The organism is Streptomyces sp. NPDC101776 (genome assembly GCF_044766845.1).
Lineage (GTDB): Bacteria > Actinomycetota > Actinomycetes > Streptomycetales > Streptomycetaceae > Streptomyces.
In genome coordinates this window covers 95,856-117,388 of the sequence record NZ_JBIWMV010000027.1, presented here as the reverse complement: position 1 = coordinate 117,388, position 21,533 = coordinate 95,856, and the positions used below count along the sequence as shown (strand labels likewise).

The 21,533-nt window shown below is 69.9% G+C and carries 21 protein-coding genes and 2 pseudogenes; 2 read left to right on the top strand and 21 right to left on the bottom strand.

Annotated elements, in window-relative coordinates; translation table 11 throughout:
* Positions 1-144: 144 nt before the first annotated feature.
* The 9 genes and pseudogenes from ACIRRY_RS46365 to ACIRRY_RS46325 form a co-directional block, all read right to left on the bottom strand.
* The gene (locus ACIRRY_RS46365; RefSeq protein WP_403985497.1) at positions 145-2,952 is read right to left on the bottom strand and encodes a CHAT domain-containing protein; all 2,808 of its coding nucleotides are present in this window, start codon (positions 2,950-2,952) and stop codon (positions 145-147) included.
* 14 nt (positions 2,953-2,966) lie between these two features.
* On the bottom strand, positions 2,967-3,878 hold the full coding sequence (locus tag ACIRRY_RS46360; protein ID WP_403985495.1) for a hypothetical protein: 912 nt from the start codon (positions 3,876-3,878) through the stop codon (positions 2,967-2,969).
* Between the two features lies 1 nt (position 3,879).
* Positions 3,880-4,326: a hypothetical protein gene (locus tag ACIRRY_RS46355; protein ID WP_403985493.1), complete on the bottom strand. Its 447-nt coding sequence runs from the start codon at positions 4,324-4,326 to the stop codon at positions 3,880-3,882.
* A gap of 58 nt (positions 4,327-4,384) precedes the next feature.
* Positions 4,385-4,855 (bottom strand): annotated as a pseudogene (locus tag ACIRRY_RS46350) (TnsA-like heteromeric transposase endonuclease subunit); the annotation flags it as partial.
* A 532-nt stretch (positions 4,856-5,387) separates the two neighbouring features.
* Positions 5,388-6,080, bottom strand: a complete 693-nt coding sequence (locus ACIRRY_RS46345; protein ID WP_403985491.1) for a TetR/AcrR family transcriptional regulator — start codon at positions 6,078-6,080, stop codon at positions 5,388-5,390.
* A 40-nt stretch (positions 6,081-6,120) separates the two neighbouring features.
* Positions 6,121-6,882 (bottom strand): SDR family oxidoreductase, encoded by a 762-nt coding sequence (locus tag ACIRRY_RS46340; RefSeq protein ID WP_403985489.1) that lies wholly within the window; start codon positions 6,880-6,882, stop codon positions 6,121-6,123.
* 333 nt (positions 6,883-7,215) lie between these two features.
* Positions 7,216-8,523: a replication-associated recombination protein A gene (locus tag ACIRRY_RS46335; protein ID WP_403985487.1), complete on the bottom strand. Its 1,308-nt coding sequence runs from the start codon at positions 8,521-8,523 to the stop codon at positions 7,216-7,218.
* Positions 8,524-8,644: 121 nt separating this feature from the next.
* On the bottom strand, positions 8,645-9,013 hold the full coding sequence (locus ACIRRY_RS46330) for an MmcQ/YjbR family DNA-binding protein (protein WP_403985485.1): 369 nt from the start codon (positions 9,011-9,013) through the stop codon (positions 8,645-8,647).
* The gene (locus ACIRRY_RS46325) at positions 9,010-9,405 is read right to left on the bottom strand and encodes an MmcQ/YjbR family DNA-binding protein (RefSeq protein WP_403985483.1); all 396 of its coding nucleotides are present in this window, start codon (positions 9,403-9,405) and stop codon (positions 9,010-9,012) included. Before ACIRRY_RS46325 ends, ACIRRY_RS46330 begins: the two co-directional genes overlap by 4 nt.
* Before the next feature lie 241 nt (positions 9,406-9,646).
* Between ACIRRY_RS46325 and ACIRRY_RS46320 the strand changes: the two genes are divergently transcribed.
* On the top strand, positions 9,647-10,498 hold the full coding sequence (locus tag ACIRRY_RS46320) for a helix-turn-helix domain-containing protein (RefSeq protein ID WP_403985481.1): 852 nt from the start codon (positions 9,647-9,649) through the stop codon (positions 10,496-10,498).
* A 26-nt stretch (positions 10,499-10,524) separates the two neighbouring features.
* Here the strand turns inward: ACIRRY_RS46320 and ACIRRY_RS46315 are convergent, their stop codons facing one another.
* From ACIRRY_RS46315 to ACIRRY_RS46280, 8 genes and pseudogenes are all read right to left on the bottom strand, one after another.
* Positions 10,525-10,884, bottom strand: coding sequence for a cyclophilin-like fold protein (locus ACIRRY_RS46315; RefSeq protein WP_403985479.1), 360 nt, complete (start codon positions 10,882-10,884; stop codon positions 10,525-10,527).
* A gap of 259 nt (positions 10,885-11,143) precedes the next feature.
* Positions 11,144-11,332: pseudogene (locus tag ACIRRY_RS46310) on the bottom strand (hypothetical protein); the annotation flags it as partial.
* A gap of 42 nt (positions 11,333-11,374) precedes the next feature.
* A complete protein-coding gene (locus ACIRRY_RS46305; protein WP_403985477.1) occupies positions 11,375-11,776 on the bottom strand; it encodes a VOC family protein in 402 nt (133 codons plus the stop codon).
* Between the two features lie 121 nt (positions 11,777-11,897).
* A complete protein-coding gene (locus ACIRRY_RS46300; RefSeq protein WP_403985475.1) occupies positions 11,898-12,329 on the bottom strand; it encodes a YybH family protein in 432 nt (143 codons plus the stop codon).
* A 169-nt stretch (positions 12,330-12,498) separates the two neighbouring features.
* Positions 12,499-12,945, bottom strand: a complete 447-nt coding sequence (locus ACIRRY_RS46295; protein ID WP_403985473.1) for a YybH family protein — start codon at positions 12,943-12,945, stop codon at positions 12,499-12,501.
* A gap of 155 nt (positions 12,946-13,100) precedes the next feature.
* On the bottom strand, positions 13,101-14,123 hold the full coding sequence (locus ACIRRY_RS46290) for an alcohol dehydrogenase catalytic domain-containing protein (RefSeq protein ID WP_403985471.1): 1,023 nt from the start codon (positions 14,121-14,123) through the stop codon (positions 13,101-13,103).
* A 128-nt stretch (positions 14,124-14,251) separates the two neighbouring features.
* Complete coding sequence (locus tag ACIRRY_RS46285; RefSeq protein ID WP_403985509.1) at positions 14,252-15,688, bottom strand: carboxylesterase family protein; 1,437 nt, start codon at positions 15,686-15,688, stop codon at positions 14,252-14,254.
* Between the two features lie 210 nt (positions 15,689-15,898).
* Entirely contained in the window at positions 15,899-16,570 is a 672-nt protein-coding gene (locus tag ACIRRY_RS46280; RefSeq protein ID WP_403985469.1) for a hypothetical protein, read from the bottom strand.
* A 243-nt stretch (positions 16,571-16,813) separates the two neighbouring features.
* Here ACIRRY_RS46280 and ACIRRY_RS46275 point away from each other — a divergent pair, with 243 nt between their 5' ends.
* The gene (locus ACIRRY_RS46275; RefSeq protein WP_403985467.1) at positions 16,814-17,737 is read left to right on the top strand and encodes an RNA polymerase sigma-70 factor; all 924 of its coding nucleotides are present in this window, start codon (positions 16,814-16,816) and stop codon (positions 17,735-17,737) included.
* A gap of 114 nt (positions 17,738-17,851) precedes the next feature.
* Here ACIRRY_RS46275 and ACIRRY_RS46270 read toward each other — a convergent pair whose 3' ends face one another.
* The 4 genes from ACIRRY_RS46270 to ACIRRY_RS46255 all read right to left on the bottom strand — a co-directional run bounded on the left by ACIRRY_RS46270 (position 17,852) and on the right by ACIRRY_RS46255 (position 21,302).
* On the bottom strand, positions 17,852-18,100 hold the full coding sequence (locus ACIRRY_RS46270) for a helix-turn-helix domain-containing protein (protein WP_403985465.1): 249 nt from the start codon (positions 18,098-18,100) through the stop codon (positions 17,852-17,854).
* Positions 18,100-18,753, bottom strand: coding sequence for a DUF2975 domain-containing protein (locus ACIRRY_RS46265; protein ID WP_403985463.1), 654 nt, complete (start codon positions 18,751-18,753; stop codon positions 18,100-18,102). The genes ACIRRY_RS46270 and ACIRRY_RS46265 overlap by 1 nt, the downstream gene beginning before the upstream one ends.
* 528 nt (positions 18,754-19,281) lie before the next feature.
* On the bottom strand, positions 19,282-20,907 hold the full coding sequence (locus ACIRRY_RS46260) for a cation acetate symporter (protein ID WP_403985461.1): 1,626 nt from the start codon (positions 20,905-20,907) through the stop codon (positions 19,282-19,284).
* A complete protein-coding gene (locus tag ACIRRY_RS46255; RefSeq protein WP_403985459.1) occupies positions 20,904-21,302 on the bottom strand; it encodes a DUF485 domain-containing protein in 399 nt (132 codons plus the stop codon). The genes ACIRRY_RS46260 and ACIRRY_RS46255 overlap by 4 nt, the downstream gene beginning before the upstream one ends.
* Positions 21,303-21,533 lie beyond the last annotated feature (231 nt).

The window sequence follows — 21,533 nt, the reverse complement described above, 5'->3', positions numbered from 1 at the left end:
GGTACGTCACCCCGCTCGAAACGAGATCCTTGCTCAGGCAGAGCTTCGTCCCGGCAGCGTAAACACCCGCTGTCCAGTTCGCGGGGGGAACTTCAGTTGGGGGTTCACGATCAGGTCGCACAGGGGGTGCTTTGTCGCGGCTGCTCAGGCGCCGGCATGGAGGTGGGCTGCCCAGAGGGAGGGGGCCGGGCGGAGGTCGGTGCGGAGGGTCCGGACAGCTTCATGCAGGGCGGCGGCGGCATGGGGCGGTCCCAGGCGGGCGTAGGCGGCGTAGAACAAGTCGGCGGTTCTGGTGGCGGTCCGGTCGTCCACAGGCCAGAGGGTGCCCACCACGTGGGGGTAGCCGGCGAGTTGGAAGGCAGAGGCGAGGTGGATGGACTCGTCGGCCAGGGCGGCGTCGGCGGACCGGGCGGTCTCGCAGGCTGAAAGGTAGGCGAGCTGGGCGCGGTCCAGCCGGACTGACGCGAGTGATGCGACGGTCAGCGGGCGGGTTGCGTGGTCGTGCAGCAGCAGGCGGCTGTGGGACGGGTCGGCGGGATCGCTGACACCGTGGCACGCGAAGTGGGCGACGGCGTGGTGTGGCAGCAGATCGAGGACTTCTGCGGCGGTAGGGGCGGGCGGGGCGACGGAGCCGGGCAGGGACCTGGCGACGATGGCGGCTTCGGCAGGCACGAAGGTTAGCTTTCCGGAGACGCCGGGTGTCGTTGGCATTGCGACGATCAGTGCGGTCCCGGGCAGGTTGGTGAGCGGCCGCCGCCGCGCGTAGCGGAGAGCGCCGATTGTGGGCGTGAAGGAGGAGATTACGCGGTCGAGTACGGCCTCTCCCGAGCCGTCGTGACGTCCGGAGGCGTGCAGCGGGAACATGCCGAGCAGGCCGCCGGGCGCCCACCAGACGCGGGGCCAGTCGTCCACTGGTGTGCCTGGTGGCTGCGGCCGGTCGTACCCCAGCGCCGCCAGAACGGGGCCGGTCGCGTTGTCCCACAGCCACCCCAGTGTTCCGGCGATCTCGCGCTGGGCGGCTCGGCGGGCTTCCCGGTCGGGGGCCTCCGCCGTGAGACGCAGCGCGTCGAGGAAGGTGTCGACGTGCGCGATGACTCCGTCATAGTCGAGTCCGGGGAGCGGGATGTGGGTGATCCCGTCGCGGGTGAGCAGCAGCGCGTCGGAGCCGAACGGGCTGACGTTGAGCGTGGCAATAGGGCCGGACACCGTCTCGGCGATCAGGTCGGCGAGGGCCGGGGGCTTGGCGAAGGCGGACTGGCCGGGCAGGGACCGGATTTGGGCGAGCAGGGCCTCCCACCGCTCGACCAGTTCGCGGCGTTCGTCTGGTTGGAGCGGCTGGTCGAGCAGGTCCCGCAGCTCGGTGAAGCTCTCGGCGGCGGCGGGGTGGTCTTCGCGCAGACCGGTCAGGTCGTCGCGGGTCTCCAGGGCCTGGGCGAAGAGGACGGCGCGTCCCGCTTCGAGGAGTTGCAGTGCGTCCTCACGGCGACGGGCTCCGGACCGCTGCGGGTCCCGCAGCACCAGCGCAGCGGCATCTGCGGCAAGTCCAGGAACCCTGCCCAGGCCGTACAGCTGGTCGGGGCGCTCAAGCTCACGGGAGGCGGCGGCTTGTGGCAGCAGCCGAACCGCCAGTTCCAGGAAGCCCGCGGCCTCAGTTGGGACGCGCGCTCCCAGTAGGGTACCGGCGTATTCGGCAACGTCCAGCCGCATCGCGGGGGACGCAGATAGCCGGTTGGTGGCGTCACGGAACCGGGCAACCGCCTCCCGGTCGTCGGCGGCGGCGGCGGTCGGGCCGGCCAGTTCGGCGCGCATCGCAAGGGTGCCGCCGAGCGCGCCGAGGTAGCGGGTGCGTTCGGGATGAGTGTCGGGGACGTACGCCACCGCCTCCTGGTAGGCCGAGACGGCCTCGTCCAGGTGGGCGGGTCGCCTCGATGCCTGAAAATGCTGGATCAGCAGGCCGCCCAGGCTGGTGAGCATTGATCCCCGGTCGGGATGGTTGGGGGCGAGGGCGAGCCCCTCGCGCAGGGCCGTTTCGGCGGCGTCCAGGTCTGCGGCGTGTCCGAACTCCGCGTAGCGCAGGCCGAGCAGGAGACCGATGTTCGACAGGCATCTGACCCGCTGGAGCTCGTCCTGCGGGGCGAGTTTCATGGCGCGGCGGAGCCATAGGACAGCTTCGTCTACTGTCGTGGCGTCGTGCCTGCGCTCGAAGAGGCCGCCCAGTACGGAGCCGAGGTTCGCCATGTAGGTCGGCCGATGGCGGTTTTCGCGGGGCACGATCTCCACCGCCTCGCGCGACAACCGCACCGCCTCCTCCAGGTCGGCCGAGTCGCCCGACCAGTCGAACCGTTCGTCCAGCGCGGAGGCGAGGTTGGACAGGAGCGCCGCGCGCACCGACGGGCTCAGCTCGGATGCCAGCGCAGTACGGTAGTGCTCGATCGCCAGGTTGAGGTCGGAGGTCTCGCCGGTCACCTGGAACCTGCTGAACACTGCGTTGGCGAGGTTGGAGAGGTATCCCGGGGATTCTGGATCGTCTGCTGGGACGATCGTGATGATCCGCTCCCAGAGTGCGATGAGTTCGTCCTGTTCGGCGGGATCGTGCGACTCGGCGACCTCGCGAGCCCGCGCCGTTACGGTGTCCACGGCCTCGTCGATCAGCCGGGGCAGGATCTCCTCCGGGAAGTCGGCGAGTTCGATGTCGCCGAACATGCAGGGCAGGAACATCTCCACGGCTTGGTCGAGCTCGGCCTGATCGCCGGGACGGCCGCCGTATCGGTAGAGGTGCAGCCAGCCGAGGATGAATCGCGAGTCCAGGTCCTCGTCGGCGTCCTCCCGGAGCAGCGCGGCTTCCGCGAGCGCCCCCTCCTCCAGTGCGGGGGCGAAGGAGCCCGACTCCTCTACCCGACGGATCCGATCGACGACCAGATCCTGGCGCCGTAGACGCTCCTGCTCGTCCAACGTGGTCCTCCGTGCTAGGGGTGGGTCTGGCGGTAGAGAAGATCGCCGAGGTCCGTCGAAAGGGGGCCGGTGTGGTCGATGCCGAGCTGGGCAGCCAAGGTGGTGGCGTGGACCCTGGCGGCGGCCTCGACCAGCCCTGCGTAGGCGTCGATGGTCGAACGGATCCGGTGGCGGGCAATGAGCATGAGGACGGCCGCGAGCGGAATCGCCGGCCACCACCACCAGGCCAACGGCGCGTACAGAACGCTCCAGCCCGCCAGATTGGCTGCGCGCGTCAGAGCCGATCGGGCGGAGATGATCTCAGCGCGGACGGGATCGGGCAGGACCAGCCACAGCTGTGGCCAGACGCGGAAGAGGTCCAGATGATGGTCTCGGTCCAGGCGGAGGGCCGCGGCCTGGATCCGGTCGCCGCTCCAGGTCGGCCGCTCGGGTGGTTCGACGGAGACTTGGGAGCGCCGGTGGGCCGCGCGCAGCCGTCGTTGCGGGTCAGGCCGGTCGGCGGGGGCAGGCGCGAGCGCACGACGCTGCTCCGCACGAACGACAGCGTCCAGATGGGCCCACCGTCCGGCGCGAAAGGCCACGGCACGCCGGGCAATGGCGCTCAGCGGAGCAGGCCATGCCTGCCAGCCCGCCGCCAGGACGAGGCGCTCGGCGAGGCTGCCCAGGGCCTGAGCCGCGAGGCCGAGCGCCGCCGCTCCGCCGAGGACGGCCGCGAGCAGGGCGATCTGGCCTCCAGCCGTCTTCACGGCCGGATCTGCGGCGCGGTCGGTGATCTCGGTCATGAGCCGCTGCGCATCGAGCGCTTGGCTGTGGCCGAGCGTCACGGCTGCGTAAGACACCGCGAGATAGAGGGCGCCAGGGAGCACGAGAAGGGTGAGCCAGCGCTCGGCCAACTTCTTGCCCAGCTCGCCCAGGATGCCTGACATCTCAGGACAGCCGTTCGCGCCGCAATGGCCCGCCGCCGACCTCACAGCGGGTGGGGCCGGTCACCTGGTCGCGCAGTCTCCCGGCGCACACGCCCAGCGGGCAGCGATAGACGATCTCGACAGGCGCAACCCCCGCAAGCGTGGTGTGGCGGGTGGCCTGGCCATACACACCCCAGGCGTCCCCGGTGGCACGGACCACGGCGAGGTGAACCGCATCCACCAGAGCGTCCAGCCCGGAGGGATCGGCACCCGATAACGCCGTCGGCTGCCCAGTACGTGGTTGGACCGCCGTCAGCAGGCGCTGCAACGGCGTGTCCGGATCGCAACTGTCATCGCCGAGATCGGTGCGGATCTCGGCAAGATGCTCACAGACATAGGCGAGCCCGAACGCTGTGAGCCCGGGATCGCGGTCCGCTCCCGCCCCGTCCGGGATGGGTAATACTCCCATGCAGGCCTCCCCCTTACGGGGCGACATTACCGCCGAGATCGCCCGGCAACCACCGGAATCACGCGTTGCTGCTTCTCACCCACGCGAGCAGGTCGCCCGCCGCATCGGCCCCCGCCGCATCGGCCCCCGGCACCATCGGTCCCGGTTGCGAGAAGAGCTCCATCAGCCGGACAGCGACCGGGCCCTGCCGACAGCGGGGGCGACGGTAGCGCGACAGCCACCGCTCGTTCGCCAGCAGCACCGCCTCCGGCACCCCCACCTGCTCGAAGCCCACCCGGCCTCGGCGCGTCACTTCGAGCGCTTCGGCATCGCGCGGCGCGATCCCATCGTCGGCACGGACATCGACGGCCACGGCCGAACCATCCGCGCTTCGCACGAAGAAGTCCGGGGCATGCTGGCGCTCACGCGAACCGTCGTGCCAGTACAGCCAGAATGCCTGGGAGGCGATCCGCACCACTGCGGGATCGAAGTCGATGAGCATGAGACGATCCCGCTCCAGCCATGACTCGTAGCCGACATGCTGCCCCGTCGTCGCCGACCACTACCAGCCTGAGCAGTGCTTCTAGCCCTTATGCCAACAGAACGTCCGCCACGGGGCTACCGACTGGAGCGACACCACCCCCGGGTCGGACCTGTCGTCGACAACACGGTGCTCCCGCCAACACATCAACGGGAGCACACCCACAACGTTTTCACTTGAATGAGGTACAGCCGCGACCTGTGAGTCTCAGCTCTGCGTCGGATCCGACTTCGATCCGATACCAGCCGTGAGATTCCGACGCAGAATCTGAGATCGCACAGGAGGTGTAGGGACTCGCTGCCCCTGGCAAACGGCGATGCTGCGACCGGGTGGATGTCGCGCCGTCTCGCGGCGTGGCCAGCTGTGTACTCTCACGGCCGTGCCCGAATCCTTCTAGCGGGGCCTGGTCGATGGTTTCGTACGGCGGCGGACTCGCCTGTTGAATCCGAGCTCTCCGCCAGACGGGCCGACTGACGTGGGGGCCATTATTTTGCGTCAGACGCTTCTGTGGTCGGCCGGCAGTTGCTGCCGCGTCCGGGGTTCAGGATCGGGTGCGGTAGCGGGTGAGCATGAGGGCGACGGCTTCGTCCACGATCGTGGTGTCGGTGGGGTCGGGCGGGATGAAGTCGGTGCGTACGAGCTGGGGCCACAGGAGCTGGCCGCAGATCATGCCGAGGAACTGTTCGGCCACTGCGGATGTCGGCTGTGGCTGTCCGTCGGCGGAACGGAGGTCGAGTGTGCCGGCCTGTGTTTCGGCGTCCAGGTAGTCGCGGAGCCGGTCGAAGAAGGGGCCGCGGTCGATGGCGAAGCCGGTGCCGACGATGTCGGCGAGTTCCGGCATCTGGGGAAGTTCGGTGATGATGAGGCGGCACAGTGCCGCTGTGCCGGGCCGTGAGACCAGGCAGGCGTAGTCGCGGCCGATGTGGTCCAGGCCGTAGCGGGGATCACCGGGCGGGGGCGGTGCGGCGTACTGCACGTCCAGCTGCCACTGCTCGGAGGTGACTGCCGCGAACAGCGCGGCTTTGGAGGGGTACCGCTTGAAGAGGGTGCCGGTGGAGACACGGGCCTCGCGGGCGATCTGGGCCAGGGAGGTCTTGTCGTATCCCCGGGCGAGGAAGAGGTCGCGGGCGGCGCGGATGATGCGCGCGCGGTTCTCCGCTTTGATCTGCGCGTGATAGCCGGCCTGGCACGTATCGCCACCGGTTTCCGTTCGGTCACGGTCCGCCACCGACATACCCACGCCCCTCGCCCGTCTCCCAGCAGCGTCCTCGCTGTCAGAGAACGGTCTGGCCACCGTCCAGGATAAGGTCCTGGCCCACGGCGAAGGCGGAGGCGTCGGAGGCCAGGTACACGACGGCTTCCGCGACCTCCTCGGGCAGACCCATGCGCCCCAGAGGAATGCCGGAGCTGATCGCCTCCAGAACCGCCTTCTGCTGCGCGGGATCCTCGATCCCGAGCTTGGAGCCGGAGTACAGCGGGGTGTCCACCGGGCCGGGGCTGACCGCGTTGAAGCGGATGCCGTGCGACCTGAGCAGGTCCGCGTTCCACGACCGCATCAGGGAGCCGACGGCCGCCTTCGTCGCGGCGTAGGCGTTCGACTGGCCGTAGCCGCCGTGCGCGCTGTTGGAGGCGTTGAGGACGACCGAGGACGGGTTGGCCAGCACGGGCACCAGGGCCTGGGTGAGGAAGAAGACGCTCTTGACGTTGATGTCGAAGAGCCGGTCGTAGCTGTCCTGCGTGTGGTCCTCGAACGGCCGCCAGTCCGAGACGCCGGCGTTCAGGAACGCCACGTCCAGCTTCCCGAAGTGCTCACGCACCCGCTCCGCCAGGCCGCGCTGCGCATCGAGGTCGCGTGCGTCGGCCTGCACGACGGGCACCTTGTCCCCGAGGATCTGCCGCGCCCTGTCGATGCTGGCCGGGGTGACGCCTGTGACCAGCACGTCGGCGCCCTCCGCGACAAAACGCCGCGCGGTCTCCAGGCCGATCCCGCTCGTGCCGCCGGTGATGAGGGCGCGCTTGCCCGCAAGACGATTCATGTCATTGTTCCTTGCCGAGTCATTAGGTAAGTCAATGGACTCACCATGTGAAGGTAGCTCCCGCACCGCCCATGAGGCAAGTCGATCCACTTACCATCGGCGGTCTGGAGCGGTTCGGCCAGGCCGGAGGTGGCGGCCGACAGCTCGAAGACCATGTCGCTGCCGTCCGCGTCCACCTGTGGCAGGAGCGCCCTGGGGCCCGGTTCTCGCCCGGAGAACCCGTCGGCCAGCTGCCGTCGGATCTCCGGCAGGGTCTCCTCCGGCAGGGTCGGAAAAACAGCGCCAGCGCCTCCTCGCCGGGCGCGAACTCCGGGTCCAACGCGGATCGGCCGGTCAGCCGCGTTGTCGGCGGGCGCGCAGAGCGGCCCAGTGGCGCAGGCGCTCGGTGATCTGGGCTTCGTAGCCGTTGCGGGTGGGCTGGTAGTACGTCTCGCGGTCCATGCCGTCGGGGAGGTAGTCGTCACCGGAGAAGCCGTCGGCGGTGTCCGGGTCGTACTGGTAGTCCTTGCCGTAGCCGAGGTCCTTCATCAGCCGGGTCGGGGCGTTGAGGATATGGGCGGGTGGCATGAGTGAGCCGGTGCGGCGGGCTGATCGGTGTGCGGCGTTGAAGCCGCGGTATACGGCGATGGACTTGGGGGCGGTGGCGAGGTAGACGACGGCCTGGGCGATCGCCAACTCGCCCTCGGGGGAGCCGAGTCGCTCGTACACGTCCCAGGCGGCGAGGGCCTGCTGGACGGCGTGGGGGTCGGCCATGCCGATGTCCTCGCATCCGAAGCGGACCAGGCGGCGGGCGACGAACAGCGGGTCCTCGCCGCCGTCGAGCATGCGGGCGAGCCAGTACAGGGCCGCGTCCGGGTCGGAGCCGCGCATCGACTTGTGCAGCGCGGAGATCAGGTTGTAGTGGCCCTCCTGTGCCTTGTCGTACAGCGGGGCCCGCTGCTGGATGTGATGGGCGAGCCCGGCGGTGTCCAGGGTGGTGGTTTCGGTGTCCGGGAGGGCTTGGAGCTGTTCGGCCATGTTGAGGAGGTAGCGGCCGTCACCGTCCGCCATGGCGATGAGGGCGCGGCGGGCGTCGTCGTTAAGGGGCAGATGGTGGCCGGTGAGCTGCTCGGCGCGGTCCAGGAGCGTGGACAGTGCGGCTTCGTCGAGGCGTTTGAGGACGAGGACCTGGGTGCGGGAGAGGAGGGCGCCGTTGAGTTCGAAGCTCGGGTTCTCGGTGGTGGCGCCGATCAGGGTGACGGTGCCGTCCTCGACGTAGGGCAGGAAGCTGTCCTGCTGGGCGCGGTTGAAGCGGTGGATCTCGTCGACGAACAGCAGGGTGCCCTGGCCGATGGTGTGTCGGCTTCGTGCGGCGGCGAAGACCTTGCGCAGGTCGGCGACGCCGGAGAAGGTGGCCGACACCGGCTCGAAGGAAAGGTTGCCGGCGTCCGCGAGGAGCCGGGCGATGGTCGTCTTCCCGACGCCGGGCGGGCCCCACAGGATGGCGGAGCCGAGGCGCTGCTGGGCGACCATGCGGCCCAGCGGGGCGTCCCGGGCAAGGAGATGGTCCTGCCCGACGACATCGTCCAGCCGGGTGGGGCGCAGGCGGTCGGCGAGCGGCCGGGAGGGCTCCTCGCCGAAGAGCGGAAGGGTCGGTTCCATTGGTCTCTCGGTCGCAGGCGGACGTGTGCGGACGTGGCGAGCCTTGCACGGGGCACTGACATTGATGCTGGTACTCAGGTTCAGGCGTCGGCTCAAGTGTTCGCGGGGAAGCCCTCGGTGCTCATCGGCCACTGGGGCGGTCGTGTCGCGGCAGCCGCTCGGCGGCCAGGTCGTAGGAGTCCTCGACCGCGTCGGTGACCAGCCGATCGGTGATGCCGGGTCCTGGCCCGAGGGAGATCCAGTGGCGTTTGTCGAGATAGCGGCCCGGTGTGATCGAGGCGTGGCCGCGTACGTGAGCGCGGGCGTGTTCGGGTTCGCACTTGACCGTGATGATCTGATCGTGCGGGTCGTCGGTGACGATCAGGAACACTCTGCCCGCGACCTTGTACACGTCGAGTCCCGGGGTGAAGGGGTATCCGTGGCTGACGTCGGGCAGGGCCAGGGCCGCCCGGCGGGCGGTGTCCTGGAGCCGGTCACCGGCCGCGCTCACCGGGCCGCCCGAGTGCCGGTGCCGTAGGTGCGCGGGTCGACGGGCCGCTCGGCCCTGGGCAGATGGGCGACGACCAGCAGATAGGAGTCCGTGACGAGCTCCTCGACCAGGTTCCTGTCGACGCCTTCGCCGCTCTCCAGGGTGATCCAGTGCTTCTTGTTCATGTGGTAGCCGGGGGTGATGTGGCTGTACTGCTCCCGGAGGGCGTCGGCCTCGCCGGGGTCGGCCTTGAGGATCACGACGGGACGCCCCGGGACTTCGGTCATCAGCATGAACACCTTGCCGCGCACCTTGTAGACCTCCCAGTCGAGGCCGAAGGGGTGCTCCAGCCGGGCTCCGGGGAGTTCTTGCGCACAGTCGGCGGCGGTCTGGTGCAGGGCCGATCCGTTCATGGGGTGGGCCTTCTCGGGTGGGGAGGGACTGTGGCGTCGAAGGAGGCGGAGGGCGCGCCGCGTGGGCGCGGTGGGACGTCTCATCCTTCCGTCGCATCCGGCCGGAAGGGCGGTAGGCTGCGGACACGTGATGGTCGACAAGCGACATTCCCGGCCGAGCAGGAGCAAGCAGGCCGGACCAGCTGCTGCGGTTCCGCTGTTCGGTTTCCAGCCCCCGGTCGGTACTCCGTACGGCCTTGAGGTGCATACCGTCGAGGATTTTTTCGCCCAGCACGACGACTGGCCGTGGAGCCCGCCCCGTCCGGGCCGTGCGACCTTCCACTACCTGATCCTGGTCACCGAGGGTGAGTTGCGGCACGACGTCGACTACGTCACGCGGACCGTCGCCCCCGGCCAGTGGCTGTGGGTGCGTCCCGGGCACGCGCAGTGCTGGCATCCGCCCGGCGCGGCTCGCGGCCCGTTCATCCTGTTCGAACCGGACGTGCTGCGGCCCGACATCGCCCGTCTCCTGGCCCCGCTCACCGCGCACGAGGCCCCTGCCGTGCTCACCCCGCACGCCGACGACACCGCATGGCTCCAGCAGACGGCACTCCAGCTCCTGGACGAACACCGCGCACTGGGGCGCCGCCCCCTCGGCATCCACCACGCCCTGCGGCGCAGCCTGCTCGAATCGCTGCTGCTGCGCCTGGCCAACTCCCCGGGCCTCGCCCCCGTCGGCACGACCACGGCCCGCGCCGACCGTGGCCGTGCCGACAGGTACGGGCGCTTCCTGGACGCGTTGGAGCTGCACTTCCGCGAGTTGCATCAGGCCTCGGACTACGCCGAGTTGCTCGGCTGTTCGGTCCGCACCTTGAGTCGTGCCGCCCGGGACGCCACCGGCAAGGGAGTACGTGAACTCATCGACGAGCGGCGCCTCCTGGAAGCCCGGCGCCTGCTGGGAGGTGCCCGGTGGGATGCCCGGGCTGTGGCCGTCCACCTCGGCTTCACCGATCCCGCGAACTTCGGCCGCTTCTTCCGCGACCGCACCGGTCTCACACCGGCCGCCTTTGCCGCCGGCGAGGCCACGACTCTCCCTCCTCCTCTGCCTGGTTGACGCTCCCGGTGGTTTCCGGCTGGGTCTCAGCCGACGGCCTCGATGGTGAGGTCGACCGTGCCCTCGTACTGCTTCAAGGCTTCGGCCCCGGAGCCGATTTGGCCGAGGACGGTGATGCCGGGGTCGGGGATGGACTGGCCGTCGTGGTCATAGAAGATGGCGATGTCGGGACCGGGCGACCAGTAGACGATGTCGCCGATCTCGTAGCTGGACCGCGGCTCGCCTCCCGCGGCGAGAGGCCGGGGCAGGTGAGCGTACTTCTCGCGCTTGAACAGGTCGTTCATCCGCAGCGTCAGCGGAAGCAGCGAGGCGAAGTCGCGTGCCGTCGCGTTGTCGTCGAGGGTTGCGTCGAGGACGGTTTCTCCGGCGGTCAGTCGGATTCTCATGGGGTTTCTGCCCTCTCGGGTGTTGTTGGAGGGAATGTCGGCGGCCGACACGTACGCCATTCATCGGGGTGCGAGCTTCAGTTCGGCAGGGCCCCCGTGAACGCAACTTCCCCACCACTCCGGTGGCAAGTCGATCCACTTATTATCGGGGTTCGGGGCTGGTCGGCCATGTGCCCGGCACGGGCCGCGCCGACGGGTACGGGCGCCTCCTGGACGCCGTGGAGCTGTACTTCCGTGAACGCCGCGGACTACCGCCAGTGCGCGGTGACCCTTCGGCGTACAGGACGCCGAGAGCGAGGGACGATTTTCCCGACCCGGATACCCCTGCGAGGGACACCAGCTTGTTGAGCGGGATGTCGACGTCGACGTCCTTGAGGTTGTGCACCCGGGCGCCGCGCACTGTGACCGTGCCCGGTGTGGCGGAGCCGTTGTCAGGGGCTGGGTTCATGTCCGGGTTCCTCCTCGCCGGGGCGAAGGGCAGTCATGTGAGTCAGGCGGTGCCGGACGGGCGGACGTCGCGTTCGCAGACGGCGAGAACGTTGCCGGAGGGGTCGTGGAACCAGGCGAACCAGGGGCCCTTGGCGCGGTAGATCCCGTCCGGGTCGATCTTGATGGAGGTTCCCTCGTAGTGCTCGAATTCCAGGCCGCGCCGGGTGAGGTCCGCGACAGCGTTGGGGAGGTCGGGGACGACGATGTTGAGGATGGTGAATCGTGCGGGCTGGTGCTTGGGGTGGGCGTACGCAACGGTGTACGCGCCGCCGGGGAGGTGGATGAAGAGCATTCCGTCCCGGTCTTCGATACGCAGGCCAAGTACGTCCTGGTAGAAGGTGCGGGTCGATTCCAGGTCGTTCACGGTGAAGGAGCTGTAGGCATCCGTCGCGGCGCCGGTCATCAGGGGTCCTTACGTTCGGTCGTTCGACGGTGGTTCGGATGCGTCGGTGTCTCGGGGCGTGTCTTTGAGCTGTTGCCGGTGGCGGAGTCGGTCGGTGATAGCCCTCTCGTAGCCGCCGTGGTCAGGAAGCGACCCTTTCGGTCACGGTCTGGGAGAAGGCCCAGTGGGAGTGCGCGATGCGCCACTGGTCGCCGATGAGGCGGTATCCGTGGCAGGCGTTCCAGGCGCGCTTCTGCCGCTCCTCGCCGTTCTCGTCGAGTTCGAAGGTGTGCAGGTTGTACGCGAGGACGGCGAAGGTTCCTTCGTCGCTGACGTGCACCTGCGGGTCGATGTAATCGCTGCGCACGATGTGCGGGTTCTTGTAGATGGAGTTGATCCAGGCGATGACGTTGTCCCGGCCGACCACGATGTTTTCCAGGATCGGGTCGAAGTAGCTGACCTCGTCGGCGAACGCGTCGAGGTAGCCGGTGTTGTCGCCGGCGCTCCACCGCTCGTTGAAGGACTTCTCCAGCTCGATGATGGTCTTGCTGATGTCTTCCTTGCTGACGCTCATGGCGTTTCCTCTCGGGTGAGCCGCGGTCGGCCGGCTCCCGCCTGACCGGCGAATTGGGGGGCCTTGCCGGTTGGATGTGTGAGTCGGTCGTCGAGCAGCACGACGTGCTGCCCGTCGTGGTGCCGGCCTCAGCGGCACGGTGTGCGGCTCCGCAGCGCACCGCGGGGCGCTACCTTCCGATGCTGCGCCCGAGGTTGTAGCGGGCCCATGCGTCGCGCAGGGACAAGTGCCCGTGCTTCAGCAGCCACTGGCCGTCGGCCTTCCGGAATATGAGCGACATGTTCCACGTCAGGTGCTCCTTCTCCTCGCCGTTGTCGTCCCGCCGGTAGGTGGTGAAGTTGAAGACCAGCAGGACCTCGTCATCGCTGAGAGGGCGGGCGGTCTCGTTCTGGTACTCCTGCCGGGCGAGGCCCCCGCCCGCGCCCGAATGGAGGCGCTTGAAGTGCCCACGCACGGCTTCACGGCCGACGACGAGGTACTCGGTGAACGGGTCGAAGTAGGTGACGTCCTCGGCCAGCGCGTCCATGTAGCCGGTCGGGTCGCCGCTGGTCCAGCGCCACTGGATCTGCTGCTCGAAGTCGACGAGCGTCTGGATTTCCTCGGGCGTGAGGGTCATGACATGTTCCTTTCCGAGGGATCTCTGGGGTGATCTTGGGGGGTCGTCAGGGGTTACCTCGGAGGCATCTGTCCTCGGCCGGAACCGCAGGAGGGGCGGCTCCTTCGGTGAGGACAGTGCGGGGTGGAAGAGCCGGTTCTCCGGGGGCCGGGTGGTCAGTCGTCCAGGACGACGACGTGTTTGCCCGGTGTGGCACCGGATTCGAGGTCGGCCTGGGCGTCGCGGACCTGTTCCAGACCGTGGTAGACCTTCGCGACCGGGACGTTGAGGCGTCCTGCGGCGATGGCCTGGAGCTGGTGGGCGAAGGCGTCGGCCGGGAGGTCGGCGGCCTGACCGCCGTAGGAGGTCAGCCGCACCCCGAACGGGATCATGAACGGAGTGAAGTCGGGGATGGACCACTGGCCCGCCAGGGCTCCGGTGAAGCAGACCGTGCCGTGGAGTCGGACGGTGCGCAGGGTGTCGGCGAGGACCGAGCAGCCGACCAGTTCAAGGGCGGTGTCGACGCCGTCCGGGAACAGCTCGCGCACCTGGTCGGCGAGGGTGCCGTTGTCGACGAGCGGGTGGTCGACGCCCGCCGCCCGCAGTTCCCCGGCCCTCGCCTCGCTGCGGGTGGTGGAGATGACGGTGGCGCCGAGGTCCTTCGCGATGGTGGCCGCGCTCAGCCCGACCGTGGAGGTGCCGCCGCGGATCAGCAGCGTCTGCCCGGCCTTCAGGTCCAGGCCACGGGTCAGCGATCCGTAGGCGGTCTGGAACATCTCCGGCAGCGCGCCCAGGACCTCCCACGGCAGGCCGGTCTCGAACGGGATGACCTGCCCGGCGGGGACACACACGTACTGGGCGTACGAGCCGTCGTAGGAGCGGCCCATGCCGCCCATCATCGTGGCCACCTGCTGTCCCGGCCGCAGCCCGCTGGCCTCGTCGGACTCGTCGACCACGCCAACGCCCTCGATGCCGGGCACCCGCGGGTAGGTGACCACCGCGTCCGACTCTCCCTTGCGGGTGGTGACCTCGGACTCGTTGACGCCGAACGCCTTCACCCTGATCCGCACCCAGCCGGGCTTGCGTACGGGCACCGGGACGTCCTTGATCTCCAGTGCGTCGAGGCCGCCGGGCCGGGTGACGACGACGGCCCGCATCGTCGCCGGCGCTGCGTCGCCGGCTGCTGTCGGTTGGCTCATGTCGAGTTCCTTACTCTGTTCGCCCCCGAGGATGTGAAGGCGGAGCCGGGGCTCCGGACGCAGGTACCTGGGTGATCAGCCCGTGGCGGCCCTGCGCTGTTGCGTATCTCGGTATCGCACGGTGATCGTCAGGGGCGGTCGGTGCTCTCCCACAGGTCGAGCGCCGCCTGATAGTGGGCGCCGGCCTCGAACGGCGGGTTGCCGACGCTCCCCGAGGTGGGCCGGTCCGTGACGGCGGGCCACAGACGGGTCTGCTCGCCGGTGACGAAGTCGAGCACGATGTCGTGGATACGCGTGTCACGCTCGGCCTGCTCAGGGCTGCGGCCCGGCCGTTCCTGGCCGACCAGGCCGTACATCTCCGTGCCGTGCACGGCAGGTGCGCCCTCCGCGGGCCCGATCACCAGGAGATGGGCGTTGCCGCCCGCCGCAGCGTGCGCCAGGGCACCGCGGGCCGCGGGGAGCCCGAAGATGTAGTCCGACAGGAGCGCGGCACGGACCTCGGCCGGGGTCCGGCCACCCTGGTCGTAGGCGTCGACGATTCTCTTCGCGCGGGAGCGGGGAATACGCCACCCCGCGACCTCGTCGACGATGCCCTCGACGGTGCACGGGTCGAACCGGTCGAGGTCGTTCGCCACCCACCAGCCCATGTCGTCACTGGCCATACTCAGCAGCACGTCGACATCACGGTGAGCGCCCGAGACGAGTTCGTCCATCGGGTGGGCGTGCAGCACCGCACCGGGCTGCCCGGTGTCCAGGACGACGCCGAGGCTCTTGCTGTCCATCCCGCCACGGACTCCGAGGTCCGTCGGGGTGACCTTGTGCAGGGCGGCCACCAGGGAGGCCGTATCAAGGCCGAGCAGCTTCTCCGGGTTGTCCGCAACGCCGAGTTCCGTCACGAACCGGTGCGCGAGTTCCTCCGCCCACCAGGCCGGCTGGAGACGGGAGGGCCCTGCGGAGAATCCGGCCAGCCGCCGGTACAGGCCGCCTGCGGAGGCGGCGCCGAGCAGCCCGAAGGCGGCGTAGGCGCCGCCGCTGTGGCCGTAGACGGTGACGTTGTCGGGGTCACCGCCGAAGTGGGCGATGTTCCGCTTGATCCAGGTCAGCGCGGCGATGACGTCCTGCAGACAGAGGTTGCTGGCCTCGGCGAGAGCACCGCCGTACTGCGAGAGTGAGAGCGCACCCAGCGCGCCGAGCCGGTAGTTGACCGACACACCCACCACGCGTCCCGTCGCGGCGAGACCGGAGGCGTTCGAGGTGATCTGGGTGTTCGCGCCGTACTCGAATCCGCCGCCGTGGATGTACACAGCCACCGGAAGCACCTTGTCGGTCGGCTGCTCGGGGGCCCACACGTTCAGGTTCAGGCAGTCCTCGCCCATCCCGCTGTCCGCTTCGAGCCAGGCGCCGCTGTCGGGCTGGACAGAGACGACGCCCTTGCGGTCATAGGGGCGGTCCGGATCGAAATCCGCGACTACGGGGCGGCGGTACCGCTCGGCGGTGGCGTACGGGATCCCCCACCAGGATCGCACGCCTGGTGCAGTCGGAGCCTTGGGCGCGGAGGCGGTCATGACATGTCCTTCCAGCGCGGTTCGGGTGTACGCGCGGTGCTTCGGCGGCTGGTCGCTCGCGGTGACGTTTCCCATCGTTTCCCGGGATCTGACAAAACGCCCGGTGGGTGGCGGTCACCCGGTGGTCAGCAGGTGACACTTCGGCCACAACATCTTGGTGCAGGCCATGAACTTCAGGAGACAACCGGCGTTTCCTGACCGCCCCTCAGTTCACTTCCGCCTCGGCCGGCCTGGGTAGGAGCCGGCGGGGCGGAGTCGGGTGCCGTTCTTGAGGAGCGCGAGATGGATGGTGGCGAGGCTGGTGTCCTCCCGGTCGGCGATGGCCTGGAGGGAGAGGAGGTCGCGTTCGTACCAGAGCTGCCACTGCACTGACCGGGAAGCGGTGTGCTGGGTGCGGCGGAAGCGCGGCGGGCTCCAGTCGACGGGGTGCTGGGTTAGCAGGTGGACGACATGTGCGGTGGTCGTCTCCAGGGCGCGGGCGAGCTGGGCGACGGAGAAGTCGCTACCGGGCGCGGCCTGCTGGAGCCGGTCCGGGCTGATGCTGTGCGGGTCGGGCCCGGGCAGTTGGAGGTCGCGCAGCGCATGGACGGGTAGCTGAGGGGTCCAGTGGACGGGCTCGTCGATGCCGTGCTCGTCGAGGAGCGTTGGTGTGGTGTGGTGGAGGAGTTCGGCCTCGGCGGGCAGGATCCGCCAGCGGAAGCGCAGGTAGTGCCGGCGTCGGGCGGGGGTGGAGGGCGCGATGCCGGGGTGGGCGAGGCGGGCGGGTGATCCGGTCAGGGGCGGACCTGTCGATAAAGGAGTCCTTGGACTGCATGATCGGGTCCTGGTCCGCGTTGGTTCTGCGCAGCAGCGGGCACCCGCTGCCCGCCTGGCCGGCTGCACCCGGGTCACCCCGGGTGCAGCCGGCCCCTTTGGGCGTTTCCCGGTTCCCTCTCAAGGCCCGCTGCAGCTGCGCTCGAAGGCCTCCGGACCGTGCGGGGCGTGCCCGCAGGCCGGCCCTGGGGTGGGAAACCGCCCCGGCACGGGACCACTTCCACGTCCGGATCCACGTCCGGGTCCGCGCGCCGGTTCCGTGTCCGGGTCCGCGCGCCGGGTCGATGCTGGGCTGCACGGGAGGAGATCGCGGTGAGCCGGATCGGAGAGTTCGAGGGGCTGCGCTCTCTGCTGTTCTCGATCGCCTACCGCGTCCTGGGCAGCGTCAGCGAGGCCGAGGACGCCGTCCAGGAGACCTGGCTGCGTTACGACGCCTGCCCGGCCCGGCCCGCGTCGCCCAGGTCCTTCCTCTGCGCCGTGGTCACCCGCATCTCCATCGACGTGCTGCGCTCGGCCCGGGTGCGGCGCGAGCAGTACGTCGGGCCGTGGCTGCCCGAACCCCTGCTCAGCGACCCCTATGAGGACCCGGCTCGCTCGGCGGAACTGGCCGACTCCGTCTGCGTGGCGGCGCTGATCCTGCTGGAGCGCCTCAGTCCCCTGGAGCGTGCGGTGTTCGTGCTGCGCGAGGTGTTCGCCTTCGACTTCCCCGCGGTCGCCTCGGCGGTCGGCCGTTCGCAGAGCGCCTGCCGTCAGCTCGCGGTGCGCGCCCGCCGGCACATGGCCGCCGGGCGCCCCCGTTTCGAGGCCGACCGCCGTGAGCGCGACGAACTCGCGTCCCGTTTCTTCTGCGCGTTGCGCGAGGGCGACGTGGAGGGACTGCGCGAACTGCTCGCCGCGGACGCGCAGATGGTCGGCGACGGCGGCGGCAAGACCCCGCAGCTGGCCAGGGCCGTCAGCGGCGCCGGCAACACCGCCCGCCTGCTGGCCTCGGTCGTCCCCGCCCTGGTGCGGGTGGAGGTGACGCTGGAGCCGCGTGAGATCAACGGCCGGCCCGGCGCGATCTTCCGCGACCGCGACGGCAGGGTCCTCACCGCCTGGACCCTGGACGTCCTGGACGGACGGATCCAGACGGTCCGCTCGGTGACCAACCCCGACAAGCTCGCCCACCTGGGCCCCGTCGCCGACGCCTGGGCCCTCAGCCGCGAGGCGAACCAGGCCCGCCGCGCCGCCCACTGACCCCCCACCACGGCCTGCCTGAGCCCCCGGCAGTTCATCGACCGCGGCCCGATGATCCGTAGGCAGTGGCTCATCGTGATGCTGGGCCTGCTCATGATGGTGACGGCGGCGCGGTCACCGCCCTGCGGCCCCGTGGTGCGGGTGGTGGGTGAGGAGGTCGCCGGGCTGGCAGTCAAGGACTTCGCAGATGCGGGTCAGGGTGCTGAACCGGATGGCCTTCGCGCGGCCGTTCTTGAGGATGGACAGGTTGACGTTGGTGACGCCGACCCGGGCGGCCAGTTCGGCCAGGGTCATGCCGCGTTCTTCCAGGATCTTGTCGAGGTGGACCTCGATGGCGTGGGGGTCGGCGTCGGCGGGGGACATCAGATGACGCCTTCGAGGTCGTCGCGCATCGCCGCGCCGGCCCGCACGATCCGGGCCAGGGAGAGCAGCCCGATGCCGGTGAGCAGTGCGAAGTAGGGCATGCCGTGGGCGGCGTCGTAGAGCAGCGGCCGGTGGTCGGCCGCCCGCAGGGAGTTGAGCAGGGCGGCTCCCGCGACACTCTCCGCGAGGTGGCAGACGATGCTGCCTGCGGCCAGGTACCAGCCCAGCAAGCGCAGGCGGCCCGCAGTGCGGACGCTGTACGGGCCGTCCCGGCGGGCGGCGCGGACCAGCCAGTACAGCAGGAACAGGGCGCCGGTGCCGAGGGCGGAGGAGGGCAGTTCGGTCAGGGTGCTCAGCAGCCGCGCGCCGCCGCCGGGGGAGTCGTCGCAGTACCGCGGTGTGAAGGAGACCTCGATGCCGGGCGCGGGCTGCATGGTCCGCCCGAACCAGTCCTCACCGCCCCCCTGTGTGTACGGGTCGGTGGCGCAGACCGAGCCGTCGCCCCATCCGAAGGCGCCGCCGATCCCGGCCGCGGCGTATGCCTTCAGCGTGAGGAACACCGCGAGCAGCGCGCAGAGCACGGTGACCGTGCCGGCCATGGGTTCCAGCGGGTCCCTGGTGCTGCGCTTGTCTCCGGCCTGCTCGTCGGTCATGGTGGACCGCCCCCTGTATCGTTTATCAATGTTATCGAAAAACGATACGCCGGAGAATGTGTGCGAGGCAACCCCGTTGCGCAGCGCAGCCCCCCCGCCCGCCCCACCGGCATGGGCAAACCCGGCCCCGTCCTACGCGACGGCCTGGCTCGAAGCCGGCTGGCTCCTCCTCGCCGCCCCGTCGCCCTACGCGCCCCGCGCCTCCTCACCCTCCAGTCCCGAAACCGCAGCCGGTCACCTCAATGGAACCGGCCCACCTCGCAACCACCGGCCGACCGCTGTGCGATGACGTTCCCTCAGTCGAAGGCGGCGATGATCGTGATCCGGGCCCCAGAACAGCGAGCTGGTCCTTGGTGGAGTGCTTCGGTGTCCCCGTCCGTGCTTCGTCGGGCACGGTGCCGGTCCTGTCTGTGATGGGCGTGTTCTCCTGTGCCGGCTCCGGCTGCGGCTGCGGTTGTGGTGTTGTTCGTGTCGGGGCCGGCGTCCTGTGCGGTGGGGTGGGGTGTGTGGCTGGTGGCTGTGGGGTGTTCAGGGGTGTTGTGTCTGTTCGTTGTTCCGGGGGTGTGCCGGGCCGGCGAGTATCACGGGTTCGACTGTCTCGTAGTGGTTGCGTTCACGTGTGCGGGCCCTGCGGCCTGTCAGGAGGGTTGCGAGTATTCCGGAGAGGAATCCGGCGGGTACGGATACCAGGGCTGTGGTTGTGAAGGGGAACCAGTTGAAGTCCGCCCCGGGGAATGCCGACTGGGGGGTGCCGGAGACGAGGTTGGTGCCGGTCATCAGGACGAGGACGGTGGTGGTGCCGCCGATCAGTGTGCACAGCAGTCCTGCCCGTGTGTAGCGGCGCCAGAAGAGGCCGAGGACGAGTGCGGGTGCGATCGCCGAGGCGCCCAGGCAGAACGACATGATGGCCAGCGGCTGCAGGCTGCGGTGCTGGGCGAGCACGGCGAGAGCGATCACGGGTACTCCCACGCCCAGTGCCGACAGCCGTGCCAGTGCCATCTCCTGCAGCGGCGCCGTTCCCGTACGGGCGAGCACGTCGTGGGCCAGTGAGTTCGCGCAGGCGAGGGTCATGCTCGCCACCGAGGCCAGCAGTGTCAGGAAGATGGCCGTGGTGACCGTGGTGAACAGCAGTCCCTCGGCGCGGGAGAGGTCCGGCCCGAACGCGGCCCGCGCCCCGAGCAGGTATGCGGTGTTGCCCCGCGGGTCGGCGGCCGCGATTTCCCTGCCCCCGATCAGTGCGGTCGCCCCGACCGCCACCACCGTCATCACGCCCATGAACAGGGCGACCGCCGACACCGCCCAGGACATCGCCCGGCGCACCTGGCGTGTGCTGCCGGCCGTGTACATGCGCATCGTCACGTGCGGCAGGCAGGCGCCGCCCAGCACGATCGCGCACTGTGTGCTGACCATGTCCCAGGCCGGGTAGCGGCCCCCGGCGAACTGCAGTCCGTAGCGCAGATACCCGGGCCCCGCGCCGCTGTGCTGCGCCGCGGCCCCGAACAGTGCCCGGGGGCTCCAGCCGAAGGTGTGCAGGACCAGCGCGGCCACCACCAGTCCCGAGCCCAGCAGGATGACCGTCTTCAGGATCTGGATCAGGGCCGTCCCGCGCATTCCCCCGATCGCCGCGTATGTGATCATCAGTGCCCCGGCGCCCACGACGCACCCCGTGCGCATGGCCCCGCCGGAGAACCCCAGCACGAATCCCAGCAGCTGTCCCACGCCGGCCAGTTGCACCACCATCATCGGCACCAGCGCGGCGAGTGTGACCGCGCACGCCGTGATCCGTACCGCCCGTCCCGGCATACGGCGCCCCAGCACGTCGCCCATCGTGAAGCGGCCCGTGTGGTGCAGGGGCTCCGCCAGCACGAACATGAGCAGCAGCAGGGAGAGCAGCGTGCTCAGCGCCAGCACCACGCCGTCGTAGCCGCACAGTGCGATGATCCCGCCCACCGTCAGCACGGTGGCGGCCGAGATGTAGTCACCGGCGATCGCCAGGCCGTTGCGCAGCGGTGACAGGAACCGGTACCCGGTGTAGAACTCGTCGAGGTCCTCCCGGTCGGGGCCGGTGATCACACACAGCAGCAGTGTCAGTGTCACCACACTGCAGAACGCCACCAGCGACCAGGACTGCGCGGCGCCCTCGAAGTCCGTCACGGCCGCCGCTCCCCGTCGCGGCCCTGGCGCCGCACCCGCCGTGCCAGGGGATCCACGAAGCGGCGCGCGGTGAGCTCGTAGAACACCACCGCCAGCCAGGTCACCGGCAGCTGCGCCAGCGCCAGCACCAGCCCGAAGGGCAGTCCGCCCGGCGCCGGACGGCCCATCAGCGACGGCATCTGCACGGTCAGTCCCAGGAACACCGCGAAATAGCCGAGCGCCGCGAGCGCCGCGACCCGCCGCTGCCACCGGCAGGCCCGGCGCAGCAGCCGCAGGTCCCGGTGCGGCCCGCTCCACGGGCGGACCCGCCCCACCGCCCACCCCGGCGCGACAGCGGACGCGTGCCGCCCGGCCCGGTGCGGCAGCGGACGTAACTCGGAACTGTCGGAGGACATCCCAGGATCTCCTAGAGGGTCGTGGGCCCCACAAGGCACGGACCGCGAAACGCGGGGAGAACGGCCCGGATCACCGCACGCTATGCGTCTGCCGCACCGGGCGCAGCACTTCCGGCAAACTCCCTGAACAAACCATCACACCCCCTGACCTCGCCTGTTGCGCATGAGGACAGGGGGGCGGGGGAGCATGGCGGTGACGTTCCCGGGCGCGGTGGGCCGGCGGCGGGCGGG

Excerpts from the sequence above, each read along its gene's own strand:
- ACIRRY_RS46335 (WP_403985487.1), bottom strand. The coding sequence starts at position 8,523 with ATGGAACCGACCCTTCCGCTCTTCGGCGAGGAGCCCTCCCGGCCGCTC.
- ACIRRY_RS46325 (WP_403985483.1), bottom strand. The coding sequence starts at position 9,405 with ATGAACGGATCGGCCCTGCACCAGACCGCCGCCGACTGTGCGCAAGAA.
- ACIRRY_RS46355 (WP_403985493.1), bottom strand. The coding sequence starts at position 4,326 with ATGGGAGTATTACCCATCCCGGACGGGGCGGGAGCGGACCGCGATCCC.
- ACIRRY_RS46340 (WP_403985489.1), bottom strand. The coding sequence starts at position 6,882 with ATGAATCGTCTTGCGGGCAAGCGCGCCCTCATCACCGGCGGCACGAGC.
- ACIRRY_RS46255 (WP_403985459.1), bottom strand. The coding sequence starts at position 21,302 with ATGTCCTCCGACAGTTCCGAGTTACGTCCGCTGCCGCACCGGGCCGGG.
- ACIRRY_RS46360 (WP_403985495.1), bottom strand. The coding sequence starts at position 3,878 with ATGTCAGGCATCCTGGGCGAGCTGGGCAAGAAGTTGGCCGAGCGCTGG.
- ACIRRY_RS46305 (WP_403985477.1), bottom strand. The coding sequence starts at position 11,776 with ATGACCGGCGCCGCGACGGATGCCTACAGCTCCTTCACCGTGAACGAC.
- ACIRRY_RS46300 (WP_403985475.1), bottom strand. The coding sequence starts at position 12,329 with ATGAGCGTCAGCAAGGAAGACATCAGCAAGACCATCATCGAGCTGGAG.
- ACIRRY_RS46270 (WP_403985465.1), bottom strand. The coding sequence starts at position 18,100 with ATGTCCCCCGCCGACGCCGACCCCCACGCCATCGAGGTCCACCTCGAC.
- ACIRRY_RS46285 (WP_403985509.1), bottom strand. The coding sequence starts at position 15,688 with ATGACCGCCTCCGCGCCCAAGGCTCCGACTGCACCAGGCGTGCGATCC.
- ACIRRY_RS46295 (WP_403985473.1), bottom strand. The coding sequence starts at position 12,945 with ATGACCCTCACGCCCGAGGAAATCCAGACGCTCGTCGACTTCGAGCAG.
- ACIRRY_RS46315 (WP_403985479.1), bottom strand. The coding sequence starts at position 10,884 with ATGAGAATCCGACTGACCGCCGGAGAAACCGTCCTCGACGCAACCCTC.
- ACIRRY_RS46345 (WP_403985491.1), bottom strand. The coding sequence starts at position 6,080 with ATGTCGGTGGCGGACCGTGACCGAACGGAAACCGGTGGCGATACGTGC.
- ACIRRY_RS46265 (WP_403985463.1), bottom strand. The coding sequence starts at position 18,753 with ATGACCGACGAGCAGGCCGGAGACAAGCGCAGCACCAGGGACCCGCTG.
- ACIRRY_RS46290 (WP_403985471.1), bottom strand. The coding sequence starts at position 14,123 with ATGAGCCAACCGACAGCAGCCGGCGACGCAGCGCCGGCGACGATGCGG.